This is a genomic window from Mycobacterium sp. 2-64, from assembly GCF_035918375.1.
Classification (GTDB): domain Bacteria; phylum Actinomycetota; class Actinomycetes; order Mycobacteriales; family Mycobacteriaceae; genus Mycobacterium; species Mycobacterium intracellulare.
The window spans coordinates 2750038-2762727 of sequence record NZ_CP142361.1 but is presented as its reverse complement, the minus strand read 5'-3'; the positions used below and the strand labels follow the sequence as shown (position 1 = coordinate 2762727).

10 protein-coding genes are annotated in these 12690 nt (G+C 67.3%); 4 read left to right on the top strand and 6 right to left on the bottom strand.

Going from position 1 to position 12690, the window contains the following annotated elements:
- The first annotated feature begins 26 nt into the window (after positions 1-26).
- From QGN31_RS13015 to QGN31_RS13000, 4 genes are all read left to right on the top strand, one after another.
- Positions 27-1199: an amidohydrolase family protein gene (locus QGN31_RS13015; RefSeq protein WP_201358731.1), complete on the top strand. Its 1173-nt coding sequence runs from the start codon at positions 27-29 to the stop codon at positions 1197-1199.
- Positions 1196-2431, top strand: coding sequence for a M24 family metallopeptidase (locus QGN31_RS13010; RefSeq protein ID WP_201358679.1), 1236 nt, complete (start codon positions 1196-1198; stop codon positions 2429-2431). The genes QGN31_RS13015 and QGN31_RS13010 overlap by 4 nt, the downstream gene beginning before the upstream one ends.
- A complete protein-coding gene (locus QGN31_RS13005) occupies positions 2421-3539 on the top strand; it encodes a M24 family metallopeptidase (RefSeq protein WP_201358680.1) in 1119 nt (372 codons plus the stop codon). Before QGN31_RS13010 ends, QGN31_RS13005 begins: the two co-directional genes overlap by 11 nt.
- Before the next feature lie 153 nt (positions 3540-3692).
- Entirely contained in the window at positions 3693-5057 is a 1365-nt protein-coding gene (locus QGN31_RS13000; protein ID WP_014384814.1) for an HNH endonuclease signature motif containing protein, read from the top strand.
- Between the two features lie 2 nt (positions 5058-5059).
- Here the strand turns inward: QGN31_RS13000 and QGN31_RS12995 are convergent, their stop codons facing one another.
- Genes QGN31_RS12995 through QGN31_RS12970 form a run of 6 tightly spaced genes read right to left on the bottom strand, consistent with a single transcriptional unit; the run spans position 5060 to position 12508 of the window.
- A complete protein-coding gene (locus QGN31_RS12995) occupies positions 5060-6319 on the bottom strand; it encodes a hypothetical protein (protein ID WP_014384815.1) in 1260 nt (419 codons plus the stop codon).
- Positions 6320-6338: 19 nt separating this feature from the next.
- Positions 6339-7100 (bottom strand): SDR family NAD(P)-dependent oxidoreductase, encoded by a 762-nt coding sequence (locus QGN31_RS12990; protein WP_201358681.1) that lies wholly within the window; start codon positions 7098-7100, stop codon positions 6339-6341.
- Positions 7097-9448 carry a CaiB/BaiF CoA transferase family protein gene (locus QGN31_RS12985; protein ID WP_201358682.1) on the bottom strand — a complete coding sequence of 784 codons (2352 nt, stop codon included), beginning with the start codon at positions 9446-9448 and terminating at the stop codon, positions 7097-7099. The genes QGN31_RS12990 and QGN31_RS12985 overlap by 4 nt, the downstream gene beginning before the upstream one ends.
- Before the next feature lie 19 nt (positions 9449-9467).
- Positions 9468-10436 carry an enoyl-CoA hydratase/isomerase family protein gene (locus tag QGN31_RS12980; protein ID WP_009952401.1) on the bottom strand — a complete coding sequence of 323 codons (969 nt, stop codon included), beginning with the start codon at positions 10434-10436 and terminating at the stop codon, positions 9468-9470.
- A 33-nt stretch (positions 10437-10469) separates the two neighbouring features.
- On the bottom strand, positions 10470-11306 hold the full coding sequence (locus QGN31_RS12975) for a mycofactocin-coupled SDR family oxidoreductase (protein WP_008257146.1): 837 nt from the start codon (positions 11304-11306) through the stop codon (positions 10470-10472).
- Entirely contained in the window at positions 11303-12508 is a 1206-nt protein-coding gene (locus QGN31_RS12970; protein WP_014382673.1) for a cytochrome P450, read from the bottom strand. Before QGN31_RS12970 ends, QGN31_RS12975 begins: the two co-directional genes overlap by 4 nt.
- Positions 12509-12690 lie beyond the last annotated feature (182 nt).

The following is a 12690-nucleotide window of genomic DNA, read 5'->3' as shown; positions in this document are numbered from 1 at the left end:
GAGTGATTCCCGAGGAAGGGACGATGATGTCCAGCCCAGCCCCAACCCTCTACCCCGAGGGCGTGATCGGTGCGCCCAAGGACCGTCGCGGCCACGCCGCGGAGTTCAGCACCGGCCTGCCGGCCGGCACCGAGGTCTTCTCCGCCGACAATCACATCTCGGTGGCCGACGACATCTTCTACGAGCGCTTCCCCGACGAGCTCAAGGATCAGGCCCCGCGGATTTGGTATGAGGACGGCGCGTATCTACTCGGCCCGCCCGGACAGTCGATGGTGGTCGGCGACTTCAGCGCGGTGCTCATGCAGTACGACGACCTCGCCGGGGCGGCCACCAACAACGTCGAGGCCCGGGTTCGTGAGCTCGCCGAAGACGGCGTCGACAAGGAGCTGGCGTTCCCGAATGCGGTGCTCGCGCTGTTCCACCATCCCGACCACGCCATCCGCGAGCGGATCTTCCGCGTCTACAACGAGCACATCGCCGAGGTCCAGGAACGCTCGAACGGGCATTGTTACGGCGTCGGATTGATCAACTGGTGGGATCCAGCCGGCGCCTGCCGCACGCTCAGCGAGCTGAAGTCGCTGGGGCTCACCACGTTTCTGATGCCGATCAGTCCGGGCAACGACCGCGCTGGCCGGCCCATCGATTACTCCAGCGCCGAGATGAGCGCGGTGTGGGACGAGATCGAAGCGGCCGGCCTGCCCGTCACGCACCACATCGGCGAAAGTCAGCCCAAGTTCCCCAGCGAGGTCAACAGCGTGGCGGTGGCCATGATGGTCAACATCGACTCGTTCCGAGAGATGTTCTCCAAGTACATCTTCGGCGGCATCCTCGACCGGCATCCGGGGCTGCGGGTCGGCTGGTTCGAGGGTGGGATCGCCTGGGTGCCGACGGCGCTGCAGGACGCCGAGCACGTGCTGGCCTCGTATCGGCACATGCTCGCCCACCAGCCCGAGCGTGACGTCCGCGATTACTGGGACACGCACATGTGCGCCTCGTTCATGGTCGATCGGCTGGGGCTGCGGCAGATCGACGAGATCGGCATCGACAAGGTGATGTGGTCGTCGGACTATCCCCACAACGAAAGCACTTTCGGCTATTCGGAGCGATCGCTGGCCGCCGTGGTCGACGCCGTCGGTCCCGAGGATGCCGTGCGCGTTGTCGGCGGGAACATCAAGAAATTCCTGGGGATCTCCGCATGACGAACTCGGCGAGCGCCGTCGGCTCGGTGCTCGACATCCCCGACGAGCCGGATTGGGCGCGCATGCGCGCGGAGACCGGCGCGCGGCTGCGCGCGGCGATGGCCGAGCACGGCGTCGACGCGCTGATCCTGCTGCTGAACGGCTACGTCGGCTACGCCACGGGGGCGAGCTGGCCGCTGCTGGATGCGGGGCTGTCACACGTGGAGCGCCCCGTCGCCGTCGTGCTCGCCGACGACGTACATCCGCACCTCTTCATGCCCTTCCGCAGCGGAGCGTCCGCCGAAGCGCCGGTGCCCGACGACCACCTGCACGGCCCCGCCTACCTCGAATTCGACCACGGCGTCGAGGATTTCGCGCGGCGGCTGGCCGGGATCGTCCCGCCGGGAGCCCGCGTCGCCGTCGACGAACTCACCGGGGCGATGCGGCGGGCGGCGCCCAGGCTTTTCCCGGCCGGCCCGCCGACGGACGCAGCCATCGTGGTCGGCGCCGCGCAGTTGGTGAAGACCCGCGACGAATTGTCCTGCCTGCGCAGGGCGGCCCGCATCACCGAACAGGCCATCGTCGATGTGCAGCGCGCGCTGGTGCCGGGGGTGCGCCAGATCGACCTGTCGGCCACCTTCGTCCGTCGCGCATTCGAGCTGGGCGCGACCACCAACATGCTGGAGGCGATCTGGCAGGTGATGCCGAAGTCCCGGGAGGCCGGCGTGTGGACGACGCACGGGGATCTCGCGCTGCCGCTGCTGCCCACCGCTCGTGAACTGGCGGCCGGCGATGTGTTGTGGACCGACATCAGCATCACCTACCACGGATACTGCTCCGACTTCGGCCGAACCTGGGTGGTCGGCGAACGGCCGACGCCGCGGCAGCAGGACCAGTTCCGGCAGTGGCGTACCGTCCTGGACGCCGTGCTGGCGGTGACCAAAGCCGGTGCGACGTCCGGTGATTTGGCGCGCGCGGCGATCACGGCCAACGGTGGCCGCAAGCCGTGGCTGCCGCATTTCTATCTCGGCCACGGCATCGGCACCTACCCCGCCGAGGCGCCGATGATCGGAACGGATCTCGGCGAGGAATTCGACGACAACTTCGTCTTTCCGCCCGGCATGGTGCTGGTCCTGGAACCGGTCATGTGGGAGGACGGCACGGGAGGCTATCGCAGTGAGGAGATCGTGGTGATCACCGAGGACGGCTACGTGCCGATCACCGACTACCCCTACACCCCCTATGGCGACTGAAGTTCTGCCCGACCCCGGGGCGTTGAGATCCGGGCGGCGGGAACGGGCGCTGGCCCAGATGGACGAGCACGGTCTGGACATCCTGGTGCTCGGGCGGCAGGCCAACATTCGGTACGTCACCGGCGCGCCGCAGCTGTGGATCGCCGGGACACGGCCGTTCGGTCCGATGTGTGTGCTGGTGCGTGCCACTCAAGACATCTACCTCAACAGCACCGACGATGAGGGGGTCCCGGAGGAGATCGACCACGACCACCTCTACGGGCTGGCCTGGAATCCTATGACGCTCATCGACGTGCTGAAGAAGGTCGACGGCGCGGAGTCGGCGAGGCGGGTCGGAACCGACGCGATCACACCGACTTTCGCGGCGCTGCTGCCCGAGGCGTTCCCCAACGCCGAACTGGTCGACGCCGAGCCGGCAATGCGCGCGGCGCGGCGCATCAAGACGCCCGACGAAATCGCCGCGATGGGGGCGGCCCTTCGTGTCGCCGAACGCGGGCTCGCCTCTGCCCTGGCCGAATTGGCGCTGGGCGCGTCGGAGCGGACCCTGGCGGGGGTGATGATGGAGGCGATGGCCGCCGGCGGGGTGAGCACGCCGGCTACCCAGGACGCCGCGTGGGTGACGTCGCGGGAACAGCCGTGGCGCCGCGCGTCTGCGCACGAGATCCGGTCGGGCGATCTCGTCGCGTTCGCCGCCGGTGCGCTCGCGGACGGCTACGTCGCGGAGGTGGGACGCACGTGGCCGGCCGGCGATGTTGTCAGCGGCGAGGCGCGTGAGCTCTTCGCCCGCTCGAACGCGTTGTACGACAAGATGCTTGCCGCCTGTCGCCCCGGCGCGCCCACCAGAGATCTGCTGGCCGCCTATGAGGCGGTCGGTGAGCCGATACCGCCGATGCCGGTCGGACACGGGCTGGGGTTGGGTTTCGACCCGCCCGTCGTGTCCGCTGCGCTGCTGGCCGCGGGAGAACACGACCAACTCGAGGCGGGCATGGTGTTGGCCATCACCGGCTACGTGTGGCGGCAGGGCCTCGGCGCGGTGTTCCGCCGCGACACCGTCCACATCACCGAGGACGGCGTCGATGTGCTAACCGGCAGTCCTGCTTGGGCTTAGGCGAGCCTGCGATTGCGGGCGCCCTTCCCGGCCCCGCGGGCGAGGGCGCGATTACGGATATCGAAAACGTATATCGAAATTCCTTGTGTCACTGTGGTTTCAGTGGTCACAATCCGGGGTTTTCTGTCGGTGGCCGTTCCTACACTTTGGGGCATGGGTTCGAGCAGTCGGGATGAGATCGTCGAGGTCTTCGACGCGATCGATGCCGACCTGGACCGGTTGTGCGCGTTGTCCTTTGAGGTGTTCACCACCCCGGAACGGTTGCGCACGCTCGAGCGCATCGAACGCGTTGCGCGCCGGCTGCGCGCCCCCCAGCATGAGTTGATCAATCAGCTGCGCGCCCAGGCCACCACGACAGAACTCGGTGGCACCCTGCGTTGTGCGCTGGCCGATCGGTTACGCATCACCAAGTCCGAGGCCGGCCGCCGGGTGGACGAAGCCGCTGATCTCGGGGAACGTCAGGCGTTGACCGGGGAGGTGTTGGCCCCCACCTTGAGCGCCACAGCGGCCGCCCAACGCCAAGGATTGATCGGCGACGGACACGTGCGGGTCATCCGCGGTTTCTTTGCCAACCTGCCGTCCGGGGTCGACCCGTGCATCCAGGAGCACGCCGACCAAGATTTGGCGCAGCAGGCCCGCGGCTTTCGCCCCGATGAGTTGCAGAAATACGCCCACCGGCTGATGGGCTGGATCAACCCCGACGGCAAACTTAAAGACGGCGAGCGTGCCCGCAAGCGCGGCATCACCATTGGCGCCCAGCAATACGACGGCATGTCACCCATCCGCGGCTATCTGACCCCCGCGGCGCGCGCCACCTTCGAACCCGTGCTGGCCAAGCTGGGCGCCCCCGGCGCCTGCAATCCTGACGACGACGTTCCGTTCATCGATGAGGTTCCCGATGACGATGCAGTGCGCCGTGACTTGCGTACCCCAGCCCAGCGCAATCACGACGGTCTGCTCGTCGGGCTGCGCGCCCTGCTGGCCTCCGGGGAGTTGGGGTGCCACAACGGGCTACCCGTGTCGGTCGTGGTCTCCACCAGCCTGCAGGAGCTAGAAGCCGCGGCAGGTAAAGGTATCACCGGCGGGGGCTCGTTGGTGCCGATGTCGGATCTGATCCGCATGGCCAGCCACGCCCACCACTATTTGGCGATCTTCGATCGCGGCAGGGCTCTGTCGTTACACCACACCAAGCGGCTGGCCTCTCCCGCTCAGCGAATCATGTTGTACGCCAAGGACCGGGGCTGCACGAAACCGGGCTGTGACGCGCCGGCGTATCACAGCCAGGTCCACCACGTGAGCGGCTGGACCACCACGCATCGCACCGACATCGACGACCTCACCCTGGCCTGCGGACCGGATAACCGGCTAGCCGAAAAGGGTTGGACCACCCGCAAAAACGCCCGCGGCGACACCGAATGGCTCCCACCGGCCCACCTCGACCACGGACAACCCCGCACCAACGCCTTCCATCACCCCGAACGATTCCTGAATTACGACGAAGATGACGACCCGGTTTGACGCTAAGGCAGCACGTCATCGAGTAGGTCCCCCACGCGATGACGTTGCCACGCGCTCAGCAGGTTCGAGAGCATCTGCAGCGGCGCGCGCACGCCTTCGTCGTCCCGGATGCGCGGATCCTTCCGGGTGCCGGGCACGGTGTCGAATCGCTTGCGGATCAAGGCCGGCACGTCCAGCAGCCAGGCGACCCCCATGGCGGCCGCGTAGAGCAGCATGTGCCGACGCAACCGGCCAGCCTCGAGCTGCGGACCGCCGCAGCGCTCGTATTCCGTGACGAACAGTTGCAGCAGATCGTCGAGATGGGTGTCCCACATGTCGGTCTCGGCGCCGGACATCGCTCCCCACAGCGCCATGCCGAGGTTCATCTGGCCGACGCATCCCCAGTCCATCAGGCCGCAGTGCAACGTGCCGCCGGTGTCGCGCCAGAACCACGCGTTGTCGATGTTGGCGTTCCAGTGGCACAGCGCGACATAGTCGGAGTCGTCGGCCAATTGGTGTGCGATCGCCTGCTCGTGGAGCGCCACGCGCGGCGCGTCGTCGCGCAGGCGGGCCAGGAATTCGGGCGAGCAGGCATTGGTCGGCAGCAGCCCAGGATGCGTCTGCGCGAATTCGGCGAGCTGGCTCACCCGCCGGTCCAGCTTCTCCGCGGACAGCGGCGCGCGTTCGCCCACCGTCGCGGCCCGCACGTCCAACGGAAAGTGAGCGGTCAATTCCGCGGGCAGCCGACCGGAGCGATGCGTGCCGGCGAGGCGCGCAAGCGCGGTCAGCAGCGCTCGGTAGTGCCCTAGGGGCTCGGGCATCTCGTAGTCGAGGCACTTGTGGTATTGGCGCTCGATTCCGTTGCCGCCGAATTTGATTCGCTCGGTGACCAGCAGGCCGGTGCCGGTGGGGCGGTGGTAGTCGGCGAACTGCGGGCAGGGTACGGCGATCGGGAATTCCGGGGCGCGGGACAGCGAGGCGAAGCGCACCTCGGGCTCCATCTGTGTCTTTCCGCAGTCGCGCACCGGATTGTCGAGATCGCGGGAGAACTTCACGAACAGCTCGGTGTGCAGATCGGGCGCGGCACGGTCGTATTCGACCGACAGCACCACCTTGCGTCCGGTGCTGCCGCCGCTGATCTCGCGGTAGTCGCTGATGCGAAGGACGCTGTTGTCAGCGAGGACGCCCGAAGCCCGAAAGGCCTTCGTAAGGAACGCAGCTCCACCGCTGAGCAGGGTCGCGGGGTCCGCCGGGATCGGCAATCCGTACTGATCACCGACCACCCAATGCGAACTCACACCGCTACCAGGTCTGCTCGGCCGCGCGCACCAGCATGTGGTTCACCGCCACCCGGCGATCGCGGGTCACCATGAACAGGACCGCGTCGGCGATGTCCTCCGGCCGCAGCATGACCATGCCCGACGTCTGCTTTTCGAAGGCCTCCCGCGAGGATTCGGCCAGGTGGCTGAAGATCTCGGTATCCACCGTTCCCGGGCCCACCACGCCGACGCGCACCCGCTTGCCGAGCACCTCTTGGCGGATGCCTTCGCTGAACGCGTTGACCCCGAACTTGGTGAGCGAATACACGGCGGTGTTCGGCCGGGCCACCCACCCGGCGGTGGAGCTGATGGTCACCAGGTCCGCCACGCCGCGTGGCGAGTCGGCGGCGGCGTCGATCAGGTGTGGCAGCGCCGCGCGGGTCGCGTAGAGGACGCCCTGCACGTTGACGGCCACCATGTTGTCCCAGTCCTGCAGCGGCGCTTCGGTCGCGGGCGCCGATTGCATCAGGCCGGCGTTGTTCACCAGGGTGTCGAGCCGTCCGAACTCCACGATTGTGCGCCCCACGGCGGCCGCGACCTGATCGGCGTCCGTGACGTCGGCCGTGACGACGAGCGCTGTGCCACCGGCGGATTCGATCTCGCCTTTCAGCTCCGCCAGCCGGTCGGCGCGGCGCGCGAGGAGAGCCACCGCCGCTCCCTCGGCGGCCAGCGCTTTGGCCGTCGCCGCTCCGATGCCACTGCTGGCGCCCGTCACCAGGGCCGCGGTGTGCGCCAATGTCGTCATGATCCGCCCGTCGGTTGGGTGCGCAGTATCTCGTGTAGAACGTAGTCGGTGTCCTCGCCCAGATCCGGCGCACCGCGCGCGATCCGCGCGGGGTTGCGCGCCATCCGCCAGGACGGTCCCAGCACCGGTCGCTGGCCTTCGCGATGGTCCGAAACGAAACGATACAGCTCGCGGTCCCAGAGTTGTTGATCGCCAACCACATCCATGGCGGTGGCGCTCTTGGTGGCCGGGACTGCCGCCGCCCGTAGCCGATGCGCGAGTTCCTCGGCATCGAGCTGGCGGGTCAGCGCGGCGAGATCGGCGTCGAGGGCCTCGGCGTGCCGCTGGCGGTCGTCTGGGGTGGCGTAGCGGGGGTCGCCGGCCAGCGCGGCGGCACCGAGCACTCCGCACAACCGCTGCCATTCGGTGTCATCGGCGACGGCCACGCTGACCCACGAGCCCGCCGCGCACGGGTAGCAGCCGTGCGGGCACAGGTCGGGGTGGTGGTTGCCGTCGGGCCCGCGTCGTCGCCCGGTGAGGCTGTGTTCCAGCAGGCAGTCCCCGATCATCGAGGAGAGGGTTTCGACGGCCGACACGTCGACGAATTGCCCTGCGCCGCTGAGCTCGCGGTGCAGCAGCGCCACCACGGCGGCGTAGGCGGCCGCCGCGCCGACCGTGGAATCCCCGTAGCGCATGCTGGTTCCGAGCGGCGGTCCACCGGGGTAGCCGACCAGCGGCGCGAGCCCGGCGAGCGCGGCGAAGCACGGCGCGTAGCCGGTCTGATGACCTAGCGGTCCGTCATTGCCCCACATTTTGATCGACACCGAGATGATGTCGGGTTTGATCTCGGTGAGCTGCTGATACCCGAGACCTTGGCGCTCCATCGCGCCCGGCCGCAGGTTGTTGATCACGATATCGCTGCGGGCGATCAGCTCCCGCAGGTGCGCCACGCCCTCGGCGGACTTGATGTCTATGTCCACGCTCAGGATCTCGGGGTTGATGCTGAGAAAGAACGGGGCGTGGTTGATGTCGGTGCCGCCGTAGGCGCGCATCTCCTCGGGCAGCGCCGCGGTTTCTACCTTGATCACCTCGGCGCCCAACAGCGCCAACAGCTTGCCGGCATACGGACCGGCCCACACCTTGGTGAGCTCGACGACGCGCACCCCCTGCAGGGGGCCACCGCGCGGTGCCCTCGGCGGCTTGAGCTGCGCCGCCTTCGCCGCCGGTGGAGCGTGGGGGACATCGAGTCCACCGAGGACCGACGCGGTGTGCTGACCGAGAGTGGGCGCCGCAGAGACGATTTCCGCCGGGGTCGCACCGAACCGGTACGGCACCGTGGGGTACGCCGCGTCACCCAACACGGGGTGGCTGACGGTGGAAAAGAAGCCGCGGTGGACGTACTGGGGCGCGCGGTGCAGGTCGGCGGCCTCGTTGACCGCCACCAGGGGCACACCGAGTCGCTGCGCCTCGTCGGCCGCCGTCTCCTTGGACAGGTCGCGGACCCACGCCGCGAATCCCCGCTGGAACGCCGCGACCTTGTCCGGGGTCACGGAGAACTCCAGCCAGTCGTCGTCGAAATCCTCGAGCCAATCCAGGCACCCCATCAGCTGTTTGACGCCGAGCCAGTGGGCGCGGCTGGTCATGTACAGATAGACGAAGCCGTCGGCGCAGGCGAAGAACGACGCGGGGCCCTGCTGGTCGTAGTCGTCGCGCGTGCCGAGGGCGGGGACTTCGCCGGTGACCAGGCGCCCCAGAATGCAATCGGCACGCGAGACCAGCACGGCCTGCTGCGAGACGTCGACGGCCTCGCCCCCGCCGGAGTGCAGGCGCCCGAACAACGCCGCCGCGACGCACAGCGCCGCCTCCAGCCCCGCCTCGTAGTCGGCCAGGAACCGGCCGGGCCCCCGCAGCGGCGGCCTGGTCGGGTCCGGATGGCTGGGGGTATGGTAGCCCCAGCCGCTGGCGTGGAACACGTTGATGCTCTTCGCATTCGCGTACTCGGCCGGGGCGTTCTCACCGAATGGCGTGATCGAGCAGAACACCACGCCCGGGTGCCGCTGCGTCCCATCGGTGGCGCCGTCGTCGATGACCGCGTCGGCGCCGCCGATGAGCCGATCCAGGCTCTCGGCGCCGGCTCGCGAGGTCGCATCGAGAACCACGGAGCGCTTGTTCGTGTTGAGGTAGGCGAACAATGCGCTGCCCTCGCAGCCCTCAGCGAGGCGGGGCGCCATGGCCCTGGTCGGGCTGCCGCGCCCGGGCGCCTCGACCTTGATCACCTCGGCACCGAAGTCGGCCAGCAACTTTCCGCAATACTCCCCCGCGACCGATCCCGCCAGCTCGATGACCCTGAAGGCCGTCAGCGCCGACATGTGCGCCCTCGCAAGGCGGTCAGGGCTTCGCGCGCCCGGAGCGGCTCAGTCGCCATTCCGGCGGGAAGTTCATGTCGTTGTCCTTGACCACGTTGTTGAGGCCCTTCTCGAAGGTGCCCGCGGTGAGGTCGACCTCCTGCGCGTCGTTGGCGATCATCGGCAGCATGCCCTCGACCATGCCGGTCAGCAGGCTGCCGAAGTACTCACCCTTGTGCTGCTTGTAGAGCTCCAGGAAGGTCTTCTGGACGGCAACGGTGTCGGTCGGGCGGGCCTTCGAGCACGCGAGCGCGTACTTGAGGGTCTCGTCTTCCAGCTTGTCGCGGGGCACCACGCTGTTGACGAAGCCGCAGTCGTACATCTCCTTGGCGCTGAACGGCCTTCCGGTGAACAGCATTTCGGAGAACTTGCGCAGTCCCATCGTCTCGGCCCACCACCACAGCCGGGGACCCCAGCCCACGTAGCGGAACGCCGGGTGGCCGAACAGTGCGTCGTCGGAGGAGATCACCAGGTCGGCGTCGCCGGCCTGGTAGAAGTGCCAGCCGTAGCAGTAGCCCTTGGCCTCGATGATGCTGATCTTCCGAAGCTCTTGCAGCGGCCGGTTTCCGGCGCGCGCCTTGGCGTAGAAGTCGGTGACGGTGGACAGGTAGCGGTAGGAGCCGCCGGGCGGGTACTTGACGTCGTCGTCGTTGATCGCGAGCTCGTGCAGCAGCGGCATGCCCGGGTTCTCCAGCATCCCGCGCTGTTCGGGCAGGTCGCCGCCGCTGCCGAAATCCTCACCCTCGCCGCGGATCACGACCACCTTGACGTCGTCGTCCACGTTGCACTTGTGAATCAGATCGGCGTAGTTCTGCCGCATTCCCAGCGTGGTGGAGTTCTGCGCGTCGGGGCGGTCGAAGGTGATGTAGGCGATGCGGTTCTTCTTGTCCTTTTCGAACTTGATGTACTGCTCGGCTTCCTTCTTCATTTCTTCATAGTCGTATTCGGGCATAGTCTTCTTCCTTCAGTTGAATGTTGTTAACGCTTACTTGAGCAGAGCGCCCGCGTCGACAGGTAGCGAAACGCCTGTGATGTAACGAGATTCGTCCGACGCGAGGAACAGGACGGCGTTGCTGATGTCGACCGCTTCGACCCACGGTACTGGCAACGTGTGCATCATTTGCGAGAACGGCGCGAAATCGTCCGGCCCGGGATTCTCCAGGTCGGGCCGAAACAACCGGAACGTCACCTCATTGATCGTCATCGGGGTGTTGACCTGGCTCGGGTGTACCGAGTTGACCCGAATACTGTGCTCCCCCAACTCGACCGCGAAGGCCCGCATCAGGCCCAGCACGCCATGCTTTGCGGCGATGTAGTGGCCGGTGTGGGCCATGGCCTTGTGCGATCCGACGGAACCGGTCAGCACGACCGAACCGCCGCGCCCGCCGGCGATGATATGTGGCACACCGACTTTGACGGTGTGCCAGACGCCGGAGAGGTTCACGTCGATCATGTCGCGCCAGATGTTCTCGCGGATCTTGTGCAGCTTGTTGCCGAACGTGCCGATGCCCGCGTTGGCGACGATGATGTCGAGGCGGCCGAGTTGTTCCACCCCGCTGTCCACGGCCGCCTTCAGCGCGTCGTAGTCGCGGACGTCGACCTGCGCGGTCACGATGCGCCGGTCGAGAGCCTTGACCAGGTCGGCGGTTTCGTCGAGGTCTTCCGGCGTCGAGTGGGGATACGCCAGGTTCTCGATCGGCCCGCAGACGTCGATCGCGATGATGTCGGCGCCCTCTTGCGCCAGGCGCACGGCATGGCTGCGGCCCTGGCCGCGGGCCGCACCGCTGATGAACGCTACCTTCCCTTCTACCCGGCCCGTCATCGTGACACCAGCGCCGGCATGCATTCCCAGCCCCGCACCGTGGAGGTCGGGCTGAGGGTGGCTTTGCTCAAATCGACCTCCCACTCGGGGAATCGCTTGAGGATCTCCTCCAGCGCCACGCGGCCCTCCAGGCGCGCCAGCGCCGAACCCAGGCAGAAGTGCGTGCCCATGCTGAAGGTGAGGTGCGGGCGGACGGCGCGATGGATGTTGAATTCGCCCGCGTCGGGCCCGAATTGGGCCTCGTCGCGGCACGCCGATCCGATGAGCATCATCATCACGCTGCCTTCGGGGACCGTTTGGTCGTGCACCGTGACGTCGCGGGTCACGTATCGGGACACGTGCGGGGCCGGCGGCTCGTAGCGCAACAGCTCTTCGATCGCCTGCGGGATGAGCGCGGGGTTCTCGACGAGGTCGCGGCGCTGGTCGGGGTGCTCGGCGAGAACCTTTCCGGACCAACCGATCAGCCGTGTGGTCGTTTCGTTACCCGCCCCGGCGACGACGTTGAGGTACACGAGGATCTCTTCGCGACTGAGGTGCCGGTTCACACCCTTTTCATCGACGAACTCGACGTTGAGGAGTTCGGTCATGATGTCGTCGGACGGATGCTCCGCGCGCCAGTCGATGTATGCCTCGAACTGCTCGCCGACCGACAGGCCGCGCTGGGCCGCGTCCATCGGCTTGCCGGCCTCCGTGCGCAGCTGCGCGTTGCCCCGGTCGCGGATGTACTCCTGGTCGTCTTCCGGAATGCCGAGCAACATGCTGATGACCTTCATCGGCATCTGCGCGCCCAGGTCGGTGACGAAGTCGAAGTGTCCCGAGCCCACCAGCGGGTCCAGGAGCGCGGCGCAGAAGTCGCGGATCATCGGCTCGAGCGCGGCGATCCTGCGCGGGGTGAACATCCGCGACAGGAGTTTGCGGTGCACGTCGTGAATCGGTGGGTCCTCGAAGATCAACATGCCCGGCGGGATTTCGAGGTTGGCCTTGATCAGCTCCAGGATTGCGCCGCGCGCGGAGCTGTACGTCTCGTGATCGACGAGCGCCTTGCTGACGTCGGCGTAGCGGCTCACCGCGTAGAAGTCGAACTCGGCGTTGTAATACAGCGGCGCCTCGTCGCGCAATCGCGCGAACATCGGATACGGGTCCGCGATCAGCCCGACGTCGTATGGATCGAAACGAACATGGCTGTCGGTGCTCGCCGTCACGAAACCCCTCCTACCGCTGCAGTTTTGGATGCCCGCATTACCCGCACCAGGGCTCGCGCTGCCAGCGTTGCAGCGTTGGATTCGGTCCGGGGCAATTTACACACTCCGCTTAATTGCGTCGCTGCGACATGTGCACAAGTTCGGCTGAAAACGGCGCATGAACGTCGACTCACTCTATTGTC

What these genes read in the sequence shown, in the direction of transcription:
- QGN31_RS13015 (WP_201358731.1), top strand. Translation starts at nt 27, where the DNA reads ATGTCCAGCCCAGCCCCAACCCTCTACCCCGAGGGCGTGATCGGTGCG.
- QGN31_RS13010 (WP_201358679.1), top strand. Translation starts at nt 1,196, where the DNA reads ATGACGAACTCGGCGAGCGCCGTCGGCTCGGTGCTCGACATCCCCGAC.
- QGN31_RS13005 (WP_201358680.1), top strand. Translation starts at nt 2,421, where the DNA reads ATGGCGACTGAAGTTCTGCCCGACCCCGGGGCGTTGAGATCCGGGCGG.
- QGN31_RS13000 (WP_014384814.1), top strand. Translation starts at nt 3,693, where the DNA reads ATGGGTTCGAGCAGTCGGGATGAGATCGTCGAGGTCTTCGACGCGATC.
- QGN31_RS12990 (WP_201358681.1), bottom strand. Translation starts at nt 7,100, where the DNA reads ATGACGACATTGGCGCACACCGCGGCCCTGGTGACGGGCGCCAGCAGT.
- QGN31_RS12985 (WP_201358682.1), bottom strand. Translation starts at nt 9,448, where the DNA reads ATGTCGGCGCTGACGGCCTTCAGGGTCATCGAGCTGGCGGGATCGGTC.
- QGN31_RS12980 (WP_009952401.1), bottom strand. Translation starts at nt 10,436, where the DNA reads ATGCCCGAATACGACTATGAAGAAATGAAGAAGGAAGCCGAGCAGTAC.
- QGN31_RS12975 (WP_008257146.1), bottom strand. Translation starts at nt 11,306, where the DNA reads ATGACGGGCCGGGTAGAAGGGAAGGTAGCGTTCATCAGCGGTGCGGCC.